The sequence below is a fragment of the Vibrio sp. MarTm2 genome, from assembly GCF_027587055.1.
In the GTDB taxonomy this organism is placed as follows: Bacteria; Pseudomonadota; Gammaproteobacteria; order Enterobacterales; family Vibrionaceae; genus Vibrio; species Vibrio sinaloensis_D.
In genome coordinates this window covers 22,790-41,359 of sequence record NZ_JAPPTK010000009.1, presented here as the reverse complement: position 1 = coordinate 41,359, position 18,570 = coordinate 22,790, and the positions used below count along the sequence as shown (strand labels likewise).

The following is an 18,570-nucleotide window of genomic DNA, read 5'->3' as shown; positions in this document are numbered from 1 at the left end:
CAATAACCAACATGATAACAACTATGAAGACACGCTCTCTTTTACGTCGAATTCTAACGGCTAGTGCTTTACTGGTCGCTTCCGCTTCAAGTTATGCCGAAACGCTCAGCGTTGGTATTACTTTGCAACCTTACTACAGCTATGTAAAAGCGGTGGTCGGTGATAAAGCCAAGATCATTCCTTTGGTCGATGCGGGCTTCAATCCTCATAACTATTTGCCCCAACCCAATGATCTTAAAAGACTGAATCAGATGGATGTGATTGTCGTCAATGGGATTGGGCATGATGATTTTGCTCTGAAAGTTATTCAAGCTGCGCAGCGCGACGATCTGGTGGTGATTGAGGCAAATAAGGAAGTGCCACTCTTGCCTGCGATGGGGCTATCCGTTGGTAAAGGCGCAGTGAATCCACATACCTTTGTTGGACTATCCACCACGATTCAAAAGGTTTACACCATTGCCAGTGAGTTGAGCGAACTTGACCCAGAAAACGCAGCTTTTTATCGAAAAAATGCGCGAAAGTACGCAAAAACGTTTCGCCTTTTAAAGCGTGATGCGATGTTGTCTCTAGGGCAGCTAGATACAGCAGGTATGAAGGTCGCAACAACGCACAATGCTTATGGATACATTCTGCAAGAGTTTGGCGTCGATGTAGCCGCGGTAATCGAACCTGCTCATGGCGTAGAGCCAAGCGCTAGTCAGCTACAGGAAACCATCGAGAAGATCCGCCAATCTGGTATTGATGTTCTATTTTACGAGCTGAATATGCCAAATCGTTTTGTTGATACCATCGAAGAAGCGACGGGCGTGAAGCTATATCGCTTTTCTCACATGACGCACGGCGAATACGAAGCCGACAAAGTCGAGGTGGAGATGCGCGACAACGTAGCAACCTTAATAGAGGCGATGAAGTTTGTTGCAAGCAAGCATGAGCAGGAGAAAGCCTAATGCGAGGTCCTTCGATTTCTCTTGATAAAGTCTGCTTGCAGTACGGGGACAACCTTATTCTGCAAGACATTCAGACTTGTTTTGAAGCAGGTCAATGCCATGTGATTATGGGACCAAACGGTGGTGGCAAAACGTCATTGTTACGTTCGGTTTTAGGACTTACGCCATTTTCGGGTGACATCTCGGTGCATTGGGCGGAGGCTGAGCAAGCCGGAAAAATTGGTTACGTACCACAAAAAGCCATGTTTGAAGCTAGCTTACCTTTGACGGTCATGGATTTTGTACTGCTTAACCAAACGCGTGTGCCTTTATTTTGGCGCCGTAAAACCAAGCAAGCTCAACAGGCGTTAGCTCAATTAGAGCGTGTTGGTATGGCAACAAGAAGTGATCGTCGTATGGGACAACTATCTGGCGGTGAGCAACAGCGTGTTCTCTTCGCCCAAGCTCTACTCGATAATCCAAGCTTACTTGTTCTAGATGAACCGACAACGGGTATGGATGAGCAAGGGGTACGTTATCTAGAAGGTTTGATTCATGAAGTGGTAGCAGAAGGTAAAACCGTTCTTGCTGTCCATCATGACGTAACAGCGGTGCGCCGTTTGGATGCGCAGGTGCATGTTGTCAATCGTCAAATCGTCGCTTCGGGGCATCACTCTGAAGTATTGAGTCCTGAGCGTATTGAGTCTCTGTTTAAGCACTACACGGCAAAAGTGGAGGCGGCGTAATGGATTGGTTAAGACAATTTGCCCTCAACGGAGTAGAAGCCGGGTGGCTCAGTGACAGCTTCGCTTATGCGTTTATGGTTAACGCAATTGTTGCAGCGCTAATTCTTGGTCCGTTACTGGGCGGTTTGGGCACCTTGGTCATCGCGAAGCGTTTGGCGTTCTTTTCTGAAGCCGTTGGTCACGCAGCGCTGACTGGTATAGCGATCGGTGTGCTACTTGGTGAACCACCGGAAAATCCATTTATCGGGTTATTCAGCTTCTGCATGATTTTCGCGCTATTGCTGCATTTCGTGCGAAATCGAACCAATGTCCCCTACGATACACTCGTGGGTGTGTTCCTTGCTCTTGCTTTGGCAGTCGGTGCTGCCCTGCTGATGTATGTGGCACGAAAGATCAATATTCATATGTTAGAGAACGTTTTGTTTGGCTCGATACTGACGGTGACAGACAGAGACATAACGATTCTTGCGGTGAGCTGTTTGATCATTTTATTGTTACTGATTCCGACCTTTAACCGAATCTTACTGACTTGCATTAGCCCTGACATCGCGCGTGTTCGTGGATTCAACACCAGCTTCTATGACTACCTGTTCGTCATGATGATCACGCTCGTGACAATCGCAGCAGTGAAGATTATCGGTGCGGTTTTGGTTGGAGCGTTACTGCTTATTCCGGGGGCAACGGCACGCTTGCTGACTAAGCGAATGGGCAGTTTTGTTTTGCTTTCATCCTTATTGGCTACCGTTGCCTGCTTGATTGGGACCGTTTTGCCAATGGAACTTGAATTGCCGGTACCGTCTGGCGCCTCAATTATTATTGTCTCTGCTGCGTTTTTCCTAACGGCAACGATCTACCGCATTGTGCGAAAAGCTTAAATCTGGATAACCAATGATGAAGATGAAAAAACAAATCATAACAATGGGCTTGGTTTTGACGAGTACATTTGCACCGTTCTCTTATGGCAAAGATATTATTACCAGCACGCCTGTGACTTACATGTTGTCTGAGCAACTGATGCAAGGCACAGGCATTGAAACCCGTTACTTGCCACCTAAGCGATATGGCGTTGAACGTTTGGTGAACTGGTTTGCAAGTAAAGGTCAACAACAAGCCATTAAAGCCGGGCAGGAGGCGACCGTTGCGATTACGTTGGGTGCTATTTGGCATCAAGACCCAACTTTTGTTTATGCTCGTCAGGGGAACATTCGCTTGATTGAGATTGACGCGTCTCAGGCGATATCTCCAAGAGCACCGGGCGTTGCGGCACTGACGTTAGACAATGGTGAACCATCCAAGTATGCGTGGATGAATCCTACTAACTTAATTCGAATGGCTGCGATCGTGGGTGAGGATCTACAAAAGGTTTATCCTCAATATCAAGCTCAAATAGAAAAGAACCAGCAAGCGTTGATGTTAGACGTACGTGAGCTGATTAATCAACAACAGGACGTTATCTTTGCGAAAGAGATTGATTCAGTGGTCTTGCTAGGGGAATCATTAGAGGATTTTGCGTCTGGAAACCAACTGTTCGTTGTTGATCGTCAATTCAAGCCTGAACTGGAATGGTCAGAAGCAGAGAAGCGCGCTTTGGCTGCGCAGTTTCAACAAGATGAGACATTGTGGCTTATAACGAGTAAAAAGCCTTCAGCTCTGCTCAAGTCATTGGTTCCCGTAGAGCGGATTGTCCAGATTGATGTGTTGGACCGCTGGGGAAGCAAGGGAGTAGATAGACAAAGCCCCTTGTCTCGTTGGCAATTACGCTTTTAGAACGTTAAGCGCGTAAAAAAGGCTACCCGAGGTAGCCTTTGTCGATTATGCCGCGTTAGCAAATTGCGCTAGGAAGGCATCTTTACGAGCGTTAAAACGTTCGACCAAATCATCTACAGAGGCTTGGTCGTAAGGTTTTAGACCACTTGCCACCATACGCTTGATGCCTTTGCCAACCACTTCGCCATCTTCTTTAAAGGCAAAGTTCAACGTCACCACACCACGCTTGCCATCCACGTCGAAGGTCGCGCCAGTAAAGTCGACTTCAGGGTGAGTCAAATCTAAGCGGTCAAACTCCACTTCCATGCTTTCATAAATAACCAAAGGACGCTGGCAATTGATCATCGCCTGTTGCTCTTCCATCAGCGGTACCATGATGTGCGGGAAGTTCATGCCAGAAAACTGCACGTAACTTGTTACGACGTGTTCGATGAACTCTGGGTTGCGGTTCACTTCACCTTCATGAGACATGTGTAGGTATTCTTTACCATTGGCATCGACAACTGCACTCTCTTTTTCGCATTTATTATCAACCGATAACGCGACGCCATCATTCACCATTCCTGAGAAATCAAAACGCATTTTCTGGCTGATGCCTTCTTTGCTAAGCAAAACGGCAAAGAGGAGATCGCCTGGTACACAGAAGCGTTTGTTGTCTTCGTCATGGATTGGGTTGAAATCACCCGCCACTTTCTTAGCGAAATGGCTCGCTTGTTGACGAGTAAACTGAAATTGGTCGCTATTTTGCGAAAAATACGGTGTCAGAAACATAGTTGAATTCATGTGGCTATAACTATAACTGGAGCGAAGTATACATGAAGGCAGTCAATCAAATGGTCTATCCAGATGAGAAGCTACAGTGAATATTGAAAATAATATTTTTGTGCGATATTTGCACAACTGGTCAATACTAAGATAAGTGATTAGTTTAGTAACAATGTCATTCTAACGTTAAGTTTGGACAAGGAGGTGACATGTCACGACTTCACCTAATCTGGGTGGCTTTCTCTCTTTGGCCGCTTTCTGTTTATGCGATAGTTTCAGGTAATGCCGTAAGCCAAATTGAGTACACAAGTGATTACAGTCATGTTGTATCAGTGGGAGCGAGTGTTAAGGCTGAAGACCACTTTTGTGGTGGTACCATCATCGCTCCGCAATGGGTATTGACTGCGGCGCACTGTTTAGTTGCATCAAGCTCTAGCCAAGAAGACTCGGAAGAGAACCCAGAGAACATAACGCAATACAATGTTGCGAAACCAATAGAGTTGTCGGTGACAGCAGGTGTGGCTGATTTGAGCGATACCGCCATTGGCAATTTGTATCGCGTTACGCATGTTGTCATACACCCAGATTATTATCCGACTGCCAGCGCAACCACAACAGCTTATCAAAATGATATTGCGCTACTTTATGTTGAGCGCACTTTCTCTGGTACCCCCGTCTCTTTAGTTGATTCGACAAGATATAGTGAATTGCTCGCGCTAGGACCTCTGTGGGATCCTGCTAACCCGCAGCCTAATGTAAAAGTAGCAGGTTGGGGAGATGGTGACACCACAGAGCCGGATCCCGCTTTTGGTGGTAGTGATACCATATTGGATGAAGTCGACGTTGCTTTTAACCCTATCGCCGATTGTTATGCTCGTCTAGAGAGCGGACGTGATACGCCCAGATACATTGCGTCGACAACCGATCCTACCAAGCTATGCACGATGTCGACATTGGTCGTGACAAATGACCAAGATGAAGCGTATGGAAACGGAGCCTGTGAGGGTGATCCTGGGGGCCCTTTGACCTTTGTTGCTGCTGACTCTAACACTTACCAAGTTGGCATTATTAGCGCTAGCCCTGTGAGCAACACGATATGCAGTTCTGCGACTATTCCAGCTTGGCACACCAATCTCAATCACTATCTGACTTGGATATCGACATACACAAGTGCGCCAACACCACCGACTCAAACTGTCATCAAGCCGACATTTTTGACCTCAACCACGACTCCTGATCCCGGCGATACCCCCGATGAAGAGGCAGAAGAAGGCAGCACCACACCTGAAACCTCGCCCAACTGTTCGGGCAGTGCCAATATCGGCGTGGGCAGTGGGACGGCGCAGCTTGGTTGCGATTCGGGCTCAAGCAGTGGTGGCAGCAACGGGTGGTTAAGCTTGATTGGGTTGGGCTTGATGTTTTACCGTCGTTATCGGCTCCCAGCACCCAAGAGCTAAGGTTCGTGAAAACTGAGTAAATTATCGCTTAGTAAGCCAAGTCTCAGCCAAGATCTCATCATCTTTATATTGATTTGAGAAGTGCTCTAACAGAGCTGCCAGATGTTCACCCGTATCGCAAAGCGTGTTGGCGACCAAATCTTCAGACACATGAACCGGGCTGGCTTGGGGCTGAGCTTTTGGTGTTACCAGAACTGGAATGATGAACTTGTCTCGACTTGGTTGATGCTGCTCTTTGAACTGGCGAGCTAAGTTATGGATTTGGTCGGCTTTGGCACAATCGTAATCGTGACTGACGTGATCAATTAATAGCACGAAAATCAAACCGCGATAGAGAACCACGCAATCTACTTTTTCAGAGTAGTCTGGCACTGGAAGCGACAAGAAAAGGTGTCCGGCTAAGTGTGGAAGTTCGTTCAGTGACGTTTTCAGTAGTTCGATATCTTGGCGGTGTTTTGCAACTGCGGAGTTGGCTGAATCTTGAGTGAGTAAAGGCGTGTTGGCGGTATGACAAAAGTCAAACAAAGGAATCGAAAGTTGTGGGCTCATTGTGTTGATGGTCTGGCTAAATCAAAGCCCTAGTATAAAAGGCGCAAAGCAAGAGTGCGACTAGGCCGGTTGCAAAATGCGCCTAAAAGCCAGATACACGTCTTTAGAACATGTATTGAGATACCGAGTGGTGCACACCATGATCGGTTTTTGCTTTCGCAGGTAAGTTAGTTTGAGCCAACACCAGTTGGTTATCTTTTATTTTGAATTGGATCTCTTCGCCAGATTCAAACGTCAGCGTATAGCCTGTCGTGATAGAACTGAGCATTCCAGCCCCTTCAAAGTACTGTTCAATCGCTTTGAAGTTGGCAACGGATCTAAGTTGGATACCATCGTTGAACAGATAGGTCGTTTCAGATGGAAAGGTTTCATCCTGCAGGTAACGACACATAGTCAGCAGAGAGTCATTCGTGAAGGTAATCATAGTGCTTTCCCGATGGTTATTGGTCATAAATCAGGAACGGACTATAGCGGAATTTATAATTGATATTTAAATCACTTACTTTTGCTTACTTGTCAGTAAAAGTAAGCCCTACCTTTGTTGTAGGGCTTGTTTAGATTAGAACTTGGCTTTCACCCAAATCATGCGGTGATCTGAAGATACATCTTTTCCATTACCATATTTGCCGACACGTTTGTCGTTAAACAGGCGATAGCTTTCTTCCGTTGGCGTCGACCAGTACACGCCCGAGTCAATCACGTTTAGCGTCGCAGATGGCATTGCGTAATCCACTCCTAACCCGAAGGTTGACGTCACATGTTCAGGCTTCGGATGGCGTTTACCACTTGTTTCTATGTGTTTGACCGCGCCTTGGCTTGATGGATAGAGCTCACCGTTCATCACTTTTTGATTGAGCAACGGGTCATTATGCAGCGCTTGCATCACCGAACTTACGCCGTCGCCAGCTACAGGGTCGAGGTTTAGGTCACCCATGATCACAAAGTGTTTGCCCTGTTCCAGACCGCCCGTGTTACCCGCATCGTCATAGAAGTATGGCTTACCTTGAACGTATTGATGCCAGAAGGCGACTTCAGCTGCGTTTTGCATCTGATTTTTGCCCGTATCGAACACAGGTGGTGTTGGGTGTGACATCAATAGGTGCACCACTTGGTCGCCCTTGTCAGTCGGGATAATGATTGGTGCATCGACGTGGTTTTTCGACGAGAGACGAACCTGTTGCCACTCTTCGTCGCTGTACCAAGGGTCACCACATTTCATGCCTTGCGGGATCTTATTGTACTTATCATTGCATTTGGTGATGGTTGGGATCGTTGCACCAGCGAGATCTTTCCATTTGAACTCTTGGAAAGTACGCGTGTTTTCAGTGTCAATTTCATACTTGGACATTAAAGCGAACGCGTATTGGCCATGGTAGAAACCAAAGCCCCATGCGTCGCCTGGCAGTTGACCTTTTTTGTCATTGTTGTCCAAATCGAGATCGCTCAATAACCCCGTGTTGGTCGCGTAAGATTCAAAAAACGGGTACTCAATAGCGGTTAGGTTAGGTTGGCCGCCCGCGCCCTCACTGCTTTGCGGAACAGAGAGGTAGTTGGTTTGAAAACCAATAAGCGCGGCTTTATCTTCACCGGTACCGTCGTTGTTGAATTCAGCCATCATGATCACATCAGGGCGGTTTTTCTGAATGATAGCCGCAACGTTGCGAATCTGAATGACTTTCTCAGCCGTTTGCTTGTCTTCCTCACTGATCGAGCCATCAAGGTAGCGAGTCACTAAAGTGGTTTGTTGCTTAGGTTCGATCTGCATCTCTTTCACTAAGTCTTCGAAGGCCGCTCGGTCGAAAGAGAGGTTGTAAGTAGCGATGGTTACTTCAGTCATTGGGGACTCGGTCGTTTGGTTGGTCATAGCGCCGCAGCCAGTTAGCAGTGTTGCGCTAATGGCGAGAGCCAAAGGAGTTGTTAGCTTTTTCATCTAAGAAGCATTCTGGTTATGAATATCAAAGGAATGGTAGTGTGAATACCCCAAATGTAAAGTGACCCGAGTCGCGGTGTAATTGTTCTGTCGACCGTTTGTAGGATTTATAAGCACAGTCTTAAGGTGGATAAAAAATGAATGTGATTCACCGCCCATATTTGCATTAATAATCAGCATGCTTGGTTTTTATCGGGTTAATTGGTTGGACACTATTTCACCGATAACAAGCAAGGAAAGCGCATGAAAGACGAAACGCTATCTATCCATTTTGGCTACGAGACAGACCCAACCACCAAATCAGTAGCGACACCCATCTATCAAACGGTTGCCTACGAGTTTGACAATGCACAGCATGGTGCTGACCTATTTAACCTCGAAGTCCCAGGCAATATCTACACCCGAATCATGAACCCAACCAACGACGTGTTGGAAAAACGCATGGCGGCCTTAGAAGGTGGGATAGCGGGTTTGGTTGTTAGCGCAGGCAGCGCCGCGATTAACTATGCCATTCTTACGTTGGCACAAGCGGGGGATAATATCGTCTCAACGCCGCAGCTTTATGGTGGTACCTATACGTTGTTTGCCCACATGCTGCCAAACCAAGGCATCAAGGTGAAATTTGCCAAAGACGATAAGCCGGAAAGTTTGGCTGAACTTATCGATGAGAATACCAAAGCGGTGTACTGTGAAAGCATCGGTAACCCCGCTGGCAATATCATTGATCTAGAGCGAGTGGCGGAGTTGGCGCACGCACAAGGCGTTCCTGTGATTGTTGATAATACTGTAGCCACTCCTGCGCTGTGCAAACCGATAGAGTTTGGTGCGGATATTGTTGTTCACTCATTGACTAAATACGTCGGCGGCCATGGCACCACGCTAGGCGGCATTATTATCGATTCCGGCAAGTTCCCATGGGCAGATCACAAAGAACGATTCCCAGTCTTTAATCAACCAGAGCCTTCGTATCATGGTGTGGTCTACACTGAGGCATTCGGTGAGGCGGCGTTTATTGGTCGTGCTCGCACGGTTCCGTTAAGAAATACCGGTGCGGCGTTGTCGCCAATGAATGCGTTCATGTTGATGCAAGGTTTAGAGACCTTATCTCTGCGCATGGAACGACACACTGAAAACGCTATGAAAGTGGCGCAGTACCTTGAGCAGCACGACAAAGTAAGCTGGGTGAGCTACGCGGGTTTACCGAGCTCCGAGTTCTACCCACTGGCGGAAAAATATATGAAGGGCAAGCCATCTGCGATTCTCTCGTTTGGTTTGAAAGGTGGCTATGACGCTGGCGTCAGCTTCTATGATGCGCTGCAGATCTTTAAGCGTTTGGTCAACATTGGTGATGCAAAATCATTGGCTTGTCACCCTGCGTCTACCACGCACCGTCAATTGAGTGAAGCGGAGCAAAAACAAGCGGGCGTTTCACCAGAGATGATTCGCCTGTCAGTGGGCATTGAGCACATAGATGACATCATCGCTGACCTAGAGCAAGCCTTAAACGCTTAACGGTCATAAACAGCAAACGGCGCTGAAATTGTCAGCGCCGTTTTTTATTTCACCCTAGTGACCTTTGGGCTTACTCGTTGGTTGGCTTGATGAAAGAGCCATAAATATCATGACGTCGGTGTTTCAGGTTGGTGACCGAGCCTTCGGTATTGAGCTGCTTGAGCTTAGTAAGATCGACATCGGCAAAGATGATCATCTCGGTGTTGGCACTGGCCTCTGTGAGCGTGGCATCGTGGGGGAAGTAGATGTCAGAAGGTGAGAAGACCGCCGATTGCGCGTACTGAATATCAACGTTGTCCACTCGTGGTAGGTTGCCCACACTACCACCAATCGCCACATAACATTCGTTTTCAATTGCCCTTGCTTGAGAACAGATTCTGACTCGTTGATAACCATTTTTGGTGTCTGTCCAGAATGGGACAAAAATGATCTGCACGCCTTGCTCTGCCATCATGCGGCCAAGTTCCGGAAATTCGCTGTCGTAACAAATCAAAATACCAATTCGACCCGCGTCGGTTTCGAACACTTTGACGTTGTCTCCGCCATCGATAACCCAATCTTTTTCTTCATGAGGGGTAATGTGGATTTTGTATTGCGCCTCGATGTGACCATCTCTCTGCAACAAGTAGGAGACATTGTAAAGCTTGTCATCTTCCAGTACTGGCACGCTACCTGCGATGATGTTGATGTTGTAGGTCACCGCCATTTGTGAAAATCGGTTTTTGATCTCTTCACTAAATTGGGCAAGGAAGCGAATCGCCTCCACTGAGTTTTGACCTTTTTGCATCCCCATCAGCGGCGCATTAAAAAATTCGGGGAAGAGGGCGAAGTCCGCTTTGTAGTTAGATAGCGAGGTCACAAAGAACTCCGCTTGATCCATCAAGTCATCCAAGTCTCGCATGGCGCGCATTTGCCATTGCACCACCCCAATGCGAACTAACGTCTTTTCGATATCGTGTACAGACTGAATGTCTTCTTCATAAAAGAAGTTATCCCACTCAAGCAAGGTCGCGTAACCTTGCGAGGCGTCGTCTTCGGGCAGGTAGTTGCGCATCAAGCGTTTGACGTCGAAATCGTTCGCCAGTTGGAACGACAAGATAGGATCATGCAGCTCACGACGTTTTATTTTGTCGATGTATTCTGGCACCGTCAGTGAATCAGCGTGCTCCAGATAATTAGGAATACGGCCGCCTGTGAGAATCGCTTTAAAGTTTTTACTGCGGCATAACTCTTTACGTGCGTCGTAGAGACGGCGTCCTAATCTGAGCCCGCGATAATCTGGGTGAACGAAGACATCCAAACCATACATGGCATCGCCTTTCGGGTTGTTTTGGATGACATTGTTTTCATCAATGATGTCGGTGTAAACGTGCGGCAAAGAGAAGCGATTGTAGTCGACTTTGATGGTCAGAGCGGCGCCAACGATTTTTCCGTTATCCTCGATACACACTTGCCCATCAGGGAACTGGCGAATCAATTCCATGATGGTACTGCGTGGCCAAGCGCCTCCAACATCTGGGAAGACGAGATCCATGAGCTCGGCAATTTCTGGGTAGTCCTCTTTCTCGATGGTTCGTAGAGAAAGTTTTGGCGTCGTGTTGTCCATAACAGTGTTCCATTTTTTACAGCATTAACATAAGCCTAACACATCCAGGCTCAATGCTTAATGAGCCTGGATGAGGGAAAGGCGTTACTCTGGGAGGGTATCGGCTCGCGTCGCCTTGACCTGAAGAATCCGGTTGTTATCGACCTTGATGATCTCAAATTGCCATTCTTGATAACGAATGCACTCGCCAACGTCAGGCACTCGACCGATCATCCAAGTCAACAATCCGTTCAGTGTTTGGAAGCCTTCTGTCTCTTCGCCCTCAATGACACTAATTTCTAAGCGATGCTTAAGCTCATTGAGTGGAATCAAGGCATCCATCCACCAACTGCCATCATGTTGCTGTTTCGCCCACGAGTGCAGTGGAGTCATGCCCAGCTCGCCAGCAATCGCTTCGAGCAAATCATAGTGGGTGACTAAGCCCTGAACGTCGCCATATTCGTCGACGATAAATGCCATCTCGCTGTTGCTTTTCTGCATATCGTTCAGCAGTGGTAAGCCTTTGATCGACTCTGGCACATAACGCGGTCGGCGAGCTTGTTTCACTAAGGTGGTGATGGAGAGCTCGTCATACTGATCGAGCAGCACCTTGGATGAAATCGTTCCTATGATGTTATCTAAACTGCCGTGGACCAAAGGCCAAACGGAATGCTGAGTTTGACGCATCTGTTTGAGAACCTGTTCAATCGGCTGGCTGACATCCAGATATTCAATATCGCAGCGCGGCGTCATTAGTGATGTCGCTAAGCGGTCATTCAGGTGGAGCAGATTGCTGATCATTTGCTGCTCTTGCGGTTCAATCGCTCCAGACTCCGACCCTTCTGTCACCAAGGCGACGATGTCTTCTTCAGTGACTTGATCACTGTCATCTCCGTTTTGACGCAGCAGCGTTAACAGAGCGTCGGTCGAGCGACTTAGAAGCACCACAAACGGAGTGGTCAAAATCGCCAGCCAGTGGATAGGGTAAGCCACGATCACCGCGATGTATTCGGCGTTTCTTTGCGCGAAGCGTTTCGGTACCAACTCACCGACCACAATGGCGAAGTAGGTGATCAAAATAACCACACTCGCGGTCGCAACAATAGAAGCGAGTTCGGCTTCAAGCCCTTGTGATGTCAACCAAATTGCAAACGGGGCAGATAAGGTCGCCTCACCGAAAATACCGCTCAAAATACCGATCGCGGTAATACCGATTTGAATTGTAGAGAGGAATCGGGTTGGGTTGTTCTTTAGCTCTAATGCGAGTTGTGCGGAGGGTTGCGTTTCTGCGAGCTTTTTCAAGCGGCTCGATTTTGCTGCGACGAGCGCCAGTTCTGACATGGCAAAAATGCCGTTAAGGGTGATAAGCCCCACCAGTATGAAAATATCCATTGATTGTTCCAGTAATAAACACGTCGTCAGGATAACGAGAGCAACTTATAAAAGATAGGCAATAAGTCCACGATAACGCTAAATATTTTTACGGTGACGATAGGATATTCTGATTGAAAGTTTGAGCCAAGTTTCGACCTGCCTTGTGGTCGGCAGGTCGAATCTTCATTATTGCTCGCTCACTTTGAGGTGCAACTCACCATCGATCTTTTCACGAGTCTCGATACTGGCTCGGTCAACATCCCCTTGCAGAGTAAACAGCAGATCGCGAGCAAACTGTTTGTCGTCAAAATGCCAAGAATGTGTCCAATTGGCATCAGGGTGAACGGCGCTTTTATCTTCATCGAGTTGCTTCCAATGACGATCCACTCGGACATTGACCAAGTTGTCGGGCGCGCTGTCATCGAGACCCACGCGGCCGACTCTCGGAGCGGCACCGAGCCGTTTAATGTTTGAAATCTTCAGTGCGTTGTCGTGCGGATTTTGGTAGTTAGTGATACGAATGGCGTGTTCAAAGAGGGCTTGAGATTTGCCATCTTTTCGGTGGGTGGATTTACGTGCGATATCGCCTCCAATCAAAGCGATTTGGCTGACGTTCCATTTAATGCGTTGCAAATAGCGATCGAACTTGGCTTCATAAAAGGCCTCACGAATGACGTAGGCGCCAGTGGAATGACCAAGCAGGTGAACGTCAATATCGCAGTGGTTTCTGTCTTGCTCCAGTTGGGCTTTCGCTAACACTGCGATACCGTCTTTGACTAATTTTAGCGCGGTCTGCTTGGCGTCGCAGCGATCTTCTACGTAGTTGAGGGTACATTGCGCACTTGGCCAATCGAAGCTCACGATGGCGCCTTTATATCCAACCTCTCGCAACCTTTTTTTCAGCAAGTCATGTCGATGCATGATGGCGGTAATCGAATTGTTGTACCCGTGAACAAAGATAAGAATATCGCCAATGGTGTAGCCTGAAACGGGCGATTTTTCAATGGTGTCGTGCTGGCCTGTGCGGGCTCTCACTAGCAAGCGTTCTAGCCACTCGGTTCGTGTCAGCCTGTGCTGTTGAGGGTGAGGGGACTGCCCATCAGGTACTTCCAAGTAACGGGTTGTCCCGGGCTCATTACCAAACTTTGCCTGTTCCCCTTTGCCTTTTACGTTGCGAACACAGATAACAAAATTGCTGCTCATATCACTCATAGCCACACCTTAATTGTTGGTTTTTCACAGCTTAATTGTGGAGGGTGTCGCGGTAATCCTGTTGTCACAAATATTGGAAACCAAACAATATCTTTAGGTAATTGCGTTGTTTGTCATATTGATTCTGTGAGACCCAGAGAAGAGCTCGCATTCGATTACTGTGAGCTGCGTGTTTTAAAGTGGTCGATGATAAAGTCGATCAGCGCTCGTACCGGCGGTGAGAGATGTTTGCGTGACGGATAAAGCAAGTACATTTGCAACGTCATCAACTGCCATTCAGGCAATACCCAAACCAGTTTACCTTGGTCAATCCACTCTTGAGCCAAGTAGTCCGGCTGCATCGAGATGCCCAAGCTCGCCAAAGAGCCGTGCAGTAACACCGTTGCTTCATTGGCGGTCACGTCACAGCTCACCTCGACATCGTGCTGCTGGTCTCCTTGTGTGAGCTGCCAGATCTGACGACCAAAATTCTTATAGCCCAAACAAGCGTGACGCGTTAAGTCTTGAGGGTGAGTAATTGGATCATGGCAGGCCAAATACTCGGGCGCGGCCACCAGCTTTGAATAGCACACCGAAAACGGACGACCAATCAAAGCAGGATTCGGCTCATTGGTGGTGCGAATGGCCAAATCAATGCGCTCTGCCACCATATCTACCGCGCGATCTTGGGCATCAATGTCTAGCTTAATGCCGGGATAGCGTTGGCGAAATGCTTGCAGTGCAGGCATCAATTGAGAGAATCCAAAAGACATACTCACCGACAAGCGCACGTAACCTGTGACGGCTTGCGATGGCATCAAGCTCTCTTCCATTTGCTGCGCTTGCTCAACCCAGTGCTGCAAGTTCGGTAGCAACTGCTCTCCTGCACTGGTTAAAGAGACTTTTCTTGTGGTGCGCTGTAGCAAGCGGGCACCCAACCAGTTTTCAGCCGCTTCCACGTAGCGAGTCACCATAGGCCGAGACATCTCTAGCCTTTCGGCAGTGGCAGTAAAACTTTCTGTTTGTGCTACGTCTAGCATCACTTTAGCGGCGGTCAGTTTATCCATTTACTTGCTCGAATTAAGAAATAATGATGCAAAGAATAGGCTCTATTTCGAAATAAAACCAGTCGCTACTATGACGGCGACTGAACAGAAAACCTTCGAATTAGGACAGAGACTATGAAAAACATCACCACTTTAGCATTACTTCTTGCGACCTCTCAGGCGGCCATGGCGAAAGGTGATCTCACGTTTGACGTGTACAACGCAGACGAGAACAGCTTTAACGTGACATCGACACTCGTTATCGGTGAGACAGAAACGCTGCTGATTGATACTGGCTTTACTCGCGCCGATGCACTGCGTATTGCGGCCAAAGTGATGGATGCGGGCAAACCATTGAAAACAATATTCATCAGCCAAGCGGATCCTGACTACTATTTTGGCGCGTCTCAGCTGCTTGAGATATTCCCTGAAGCGAACGTGATCACCACTCCGGCGGTTCGAGAGGCGATTGCCAAAAAGCTCGAAACCAAAGTGAGCTTCTGGGGGCCAAAAATGGGGTTAAATGCGCCAGAGAATCCTAAGCTACCAACTGCGATTAATGCGCGTCAGGTTACGGTAGACAACAAAATTATCGAGATTCGCGATGCCGAAGGTGTGCTTGCTCATCGCCCTTACTTATGGGTACCGAGCGAGAAAGCCATCTTAGGTAACGTGGGCATTGTGCAAGGCATGCACGTATGGATGGCAGACACCCAATCTCAGCAAGAAGTGGATGCTTGGTTAACTCAGCTTGAAGAGATGCAAGCCCTTAAACCTAAGCTGGTGGTGCCGGGTCATATGATGGAAGACGGCAAGCTTGATGCAAGCACGATTTCGTTTACTCATACATGGATTGAACGTTTTGAAGCGGCGAAGAAGCGCAGTGACAATAGCGCAGAGGTGATCGACGCGATGGTAAAGCATTACCCTCAGTTCGGTTCCGATTTTAGCCTAGAACTTGGCGCTAAAGTTCACATGAAAGAAGCGAGTTGGTAACGGGTACTCTATGTTCAGTCAGCGGTGAGTCCACTGACTGAACATGCATTTGTTACGTGTGAGCTAACCTTAGACTCCCTCAAACGAAGCGGTTTGGGCTCTCTTTATGATTGGCCGCCTGAGCCTCTAATTGCGCGACTTCCGCATCCAGTTGCGCGATCTTTTCAGCCATAAGTTGATGGCAGTGGTCGGCGAGTGCACGAGCATCTTGTAGCTCATAGTTTGAGACATCAATGGGCGCTAACATTTCGGTGATGACAATACCGTTGTTGGCGCGATTAAGCTGGATCTTGTTATGCGTGGTGCTGGTGCACATAGGGGTAATTGGCACGCCAGCTTCGATGGCCATACGAAACGCCCCCGTTTTAAACGGAAGCAAACCTCGCCCTTTACTGCGCGTCCCTTCCGGATAGACCCACACCGATAAGTCACGTTGGTGAATTGCTTCGGCGACTTGCTTGATGGTGTCCCGCGCTTTGGATTTGTCTTCTCGGTTGATCAAAATATTGCCGGTAATCCAATAAAGCTGTCCAAAAAAAGGAATCCACAGCAGATCGCGCTTACCCAGAGAGACCGCCCGAGGTCTTAGCATTCCGGGATCCGTAACAAAATCAAACACGCTTTGGTGGTTGGAAATATAGACACTGTTTTTTGGCGTTGGCGCGTTCTCTAATCCTCTTTGGATGAGCGTTAAGCCCACGATCTTGTGCAGTTGATTGAACCAGCGGCAAAAGAAATAGACGTGTTTTGGGTTCCTTGGACTAAACAAACAATAGATCAGGGCGAATAGGGTGGTAAACACCACAAAAACCGCAGCCAAGATTAAACGTAGAACAGCAAGCACAGCTAACTCCTTCTGGGCTCTAGGCGAGTAGAGCGCATGGGGTGGAATAAGATTAGAGTTTTAATTCTATTTAACCAAATTGCAACAATTTTTCTGAGAGCTGTTGGTGGTAATCACTTTTGAAGCGATTTATGATGCAACGAGTTTAATCACCAATGTTGATTTATGTCTTCAACTCTCTCTTTTTACGAACAAAATGCCAACCAACTGATGGAGCAATACCAATCGGTAGCATTTGAACGCGTGCATCAAAGTTGGCAGTCTTTCTGGCCATTGACAGGCGACAAGGTGCTTGATGTTGGCGCTGGAAGCGGAAGAGATGCGAAGTGGATGGCAGAGCAAGGTTGTGAGGTCATTGCGATTGAGCCTTGCCATTCATTGAGAGCGTTGGGCAATCAGTTTACGGGGCACTCTGTGACATGGTTGGATGATGCCTTGCCAGAGTTAACGGCGACACAAAACCTCGGGATGCGTTTTGATCTGATTTTGGTCAGTGCCGTTTGGATGCACTTGGCACCCAGCCACAGAGAGCGCGCGTTTCGAAAACTGTCTAATTTGCTGGCACCAAATGGTAAGTTGGTGGTTTCACTTCGTCATGGTGAGTTTGATGATACGCGTAAAAGCTTTCCTGTTTCTGTTGAGGAGTTAGAAAGGCTCGCGAAAAACAGCGCCTTACTCGTGCGAGAGATTTCAGACAGTGATGACCAAATGCGCCGTCAAGATGTGTGGTGGCAGACGGTTGTTTTAACACTGCCTGATGACGGTTCTGGTGATTTGAATAAAGTGCGCCACATTATCGTCAATGACAGCAAATCGGCGACGTATAAGTTAGCACTGTTAAGGACAATTTTACGGATTGCAGATGCGCATTCTGGTGCGGTGGTTGATCGCTCTGAAGGGAAAGTAGCTATTCCGTTGGGGTTAGTGGCCTTGTATTGGATTCGCCAGTTTAAACGTCTGATCGATAAAGAAAACCTTCAGCAAAGCTCCGATGTGTCGAAAGGTTTGGGTTTTGTGAAACCTGACGGTTGGGGCAAACTCGCACACTTGTCGGCGGATGATTTGGCGATTGGGGCTCTTTTTATCGATGACGAGGCTAAAGCACTCGACAAAGCGATTCGTGACACCATCAGCACATTAAAGAGTGGTCCTGTTAAATTCACCTACCACGGCGATATTTCCAATCCTTACTTCCACATCCATCGAAAAACGCCCAAGAAGTCCGATTCTTGCCTCATCGATAGTCAGTTTTTGCAAAGCTATGGCGTACTTACCCTAGATGAGAGTCTTTGGGACTGTTTCCGACTTTACCATGCGTGGATTGAACCTCTGGTAGTCAATCAATGGATCATGGAGATGCAGCGATTTAGTCGCAATCAAGAGCGAAACATCACGCTGCAAAACTATCATGACTGCTTGGTATGGCTGGATAAAGTCCACGATACTAAAGATGTCAGAAGCAGGGTTGATGAGCTGCGAGTTGCCGATATCGATGTTCGCAGTGTATGGAGTGGTTCGAGTCTGGCAAAAGGGTATCACGTCGATCATTGCTTGCCGTTCGCCCATTGGCCAAATAATGACAGATGGAACCTTGTTCCAACCACAGCAAAAGAAAACCTAGATAAAAAAGATCGACTGCCTGCCAAGAAACGTTTGTCGGACTCTAAGCATCGTATTGTCAGCTGGTGGCAAACGGCTTGGGATTCTCCGAACGACCAAACGCGATTTTTCTCAGAGGCCTCCTTGTCTCTACCCAATATTCCACCTCAGTGTCGCGACTTCGAGGAAGTCTTTGATGCGATGGGACTCCAAATCCGCGGCGTGAAAAGCCGCTTACTCGTCAATGAGTGGTAATAAACGTCTCTCCTGAGCCCACTTTGTT

The 18,570-nt window shown here is 47.8% G+C and carries 17 protein-coding genes; 8 read left to right on the top strand and 9 right to left on the bottom strand.

The features are described 5' to 3' along the window. Positions 1–23: 23 nt before the first annotated feature. The 4 genes from OH458_RS16015 to OH458_RS16000 are packed head-to-tail and all read left to right on the top strand — an operon-like array spanning position 24 to position 3,439. Entirely contained in the window at positions 24–947 is a 924-nt protein-coding gene (locus tag OH458_RS16015; RefSeq protein ID WP_269979082.1) for a metal ABC transporter solute-binding protein, Zn/Mn family, read from the top strand. Further along, the gene (locus tag OH458_RS16010; RefSeq protein WP_009696849.1) at positions 947–1,672 is read left to right on the top strand and encodes a metal ABC transporter ATP-binding protein; all 726 of its coding nucleotides are present in this window, start codon (positions 947–949) and stop codon (positions 1,670–1,672) included. The genes OH458_RS16015 and OH458_RS16010 overlap by 1 nt, the downstream gene beginning before the upstream one ends. Beyond that, positions 1,672–2,547 (top strand): metal ABC transporter permease, encoded by an 876-nt coding sequence (locus OH458_RS16005; RefSeq protein WP_269979081.1) that lies wholly within the window; start codon positions 1,672–1,674, stop codon positions 2,545–2,547. The genes OH458_RS16010 and OH458_RS16005 overlap by 1 nt, the downstream gene beginning before the upstream one ends. A 16-nt stretch (positions 2,548–2,563) precedes the next feature. Continuing rightward, positions 2,564–3,439, top strand: coding sequence for a metal ABC transporter solute-binding protein, Zn/Mn family (locus tag OH458_RS16000; RefSeq protein ID WP_269979181.1), 876 nt, complete (start codon positions 2,564–2,566; stop codon positions 3,437–3,439). Between the two features lie 45 nt (positions 3,440–3,484). On the opposite strand, the gene OH458_RS15995 is transcribed toward OH458_RS16000, so the two are convergent. After that, complete coding sequence (locus OH458_RS15995; protein ID WP_038139980.1) at positions 3,485–4,210, bottom strand: DUF3581 domain-containing protein; 726 nt, start codon at positions 4,208–4,210, stop codon at positions 3,485–3,487. A 203-nt stretch (positions 4,211–4,413) separates the two neighbouring features. Between OH458_RS15995 and OH458_RS15990 the strand changes: the two genes are divergently transcribed. Then, a complete protein-coding gene (locus OH458_RS15990; protein ID WP_269979080.1) occupies positions 4,414–5,661 on the top strand; it encodes a S1 family peptidase in 1,248 nt (415 codons plus the stop codon). Between the two features lie 21 nt (positions 5,662–5,682). On the opposite strand, the gene OH458_RS15985 is transcribed toward OH458_RS15990, so the two are convergent. The 3 genes from OH458_RS15985 to OH458_RS15975 form a co-directional block, all read right to left on the bottom strand. Then, positions 5,683–6,210: a hypothetical protein gene (locus OH458_RS15985; protein ID WP_269979079.1), complete on the bottom strand. Its 528-nt coding sequence runs from the start codon at positions 6,208–6,210 to the stop codon at positions 5,683–5,685. 103 nt (positions 6,211–6,313) lie between these two features. Beyond that, entirely contained in the window at positions 6,314–6,634 is a 321-nt protein-coding gene (locus OH458_RS15980) for a hypothetical protein (protein WP_269979078.1), read from the bottom strand. Positions 6,635–6,769: 135 nt separating this feature from the next. Continuing rightward, on the bottom strand, positions 6,770–8,140 hold the full coding sequence (locus tag OH458_RS15975; RefSeq protein WP_269979077.1) for an endonuclease/exonuclease/phosphatase family protein: 1,371 nt from the start codon (positions 8,138–8,140) through the stop codon (positions 6,770–6,772). A 243-nt stretch (positions 8,141–8,383) separates the two neighbouring features. Between OH458_RS15975 and OH458_RS15970 the strand changes: the two genes are divergently transcribed. Beyond that, the gene (locus OH458_RS15970) at positions 8,384–9,652 is read left to right on the top strand and encodes an O-acetylhomoserine aminocarboxypropyltransferase/cysteine synthase family protein (protein ID WP_039624159.1); all 1,269 of its coding nucleotides are present in this window, start codon (positions 8,384–8,386) and stop codon (positions 9,650–9,652) included. A 70-nt stretch (positions 9,653–9,722) separates the two neighbouring features. Here OH458_RS15970 and OH458_RS15965 read toward each other — a convergent pair whose 3' ends face one another. From OH458_RS15965 to OH458_RS15950, 4 genes are all read right to left on the bottom strand, one after another. Beyond that, entirely contained in the window at positions 9,723–11,258 is a 1,536-nt protein-coding gene (locus tag OH458_RS15965) for a bifunctional GNAT family N-acetyltransferase/carbon-nitrogen hydrolase family protein (protein WP_269979076.1), read from the bottom strand. Between the two features lie 84 nt (positions 11,259–11,342). Continuing rightward, the gene (locus OH458_RS15960; RefSeq protein WP_269979075.1) at positions 11,343–12,629 is read right to left on the bottom strand and encodes a hemolysin family protein; all 1,287 of its coding nucleotides are present in this window, start codon (positions 12,627–12,629) and stop codon (positions 11,343–11,345) included. Between the two features lie 168 nt (positions 12,630–12,797). Then, complete coding sequence (locus OH458_RS15955) at positions 12,798–13,823, bottom strand: alpha/beta hydrolase (protein WP_269979074.1); 1,026 nt, start codon at positions 13,821–13,823, stop codon at positions 12,798–12,800. A gap of 155 nt (positions 13,824–13,978) precedes the next feature. Continuing rightward, positions 13,979–14,869 carry a LysR family transcriptional regulator gene (locus OH458_RS15950; RefSeq protein WP_269979073.1) on the bottom strand — a complete coding sequence of 297 codons (891 nt, stop codon included), beginning with the start codon at positions 14,867–14,869 and terminating at the stop codon, positions 13,979–13,981. A 114-nt stretch (positions 14,870–14,983) separates the two neighbouring features. On the opposite strand from OH458_RS15950, the gene OH458_RS15945 reads away from it, so the two are divergent. After that, a complete protein-coding gene (locus tag OH458_RS15945) occupies positions 14,984–15,844 on the top strand; it encodes an MBL fold metallo-hydrolase (RefSeq protein WP_269979072.1) in 861 nt (286 codons plus the stop codon). A 79-nt stretch (positions 15,845–15,923) separates the two neighbouring features. Here the strand turns inward: OH458_RS15945 and OH458_RS15940 are convergent, their stop codons facing one another. After that, positions 15,924–16,688: a 1-acylglycerol-3-phosphate O-acyltransferase gene (locus tag OH458_RS15940; protein ID WP_038140001.1), complete on the bottom strand. Its 765-nt coding sequence runs from the start codon at positions 16,686–16,688 to the stop codon at positions 15,924–15,926. Between the two features lie 165 nt (positions 16,689–16,853). On the opposite strand from OH458_RS15940, the gene OH458_RS15935 reads away from it, so the two are divergent. Then, entirely contained in the window at positions 16,854–18,542 is a 1,689-nt protein-coding gene (locus OH458_RS15935; protein WP_269979071.1) for a class I SAM-dependent methyltransferase, read from the top strand. Positions 18,543–18,570 lie beyond the last annotated feature (28 nt).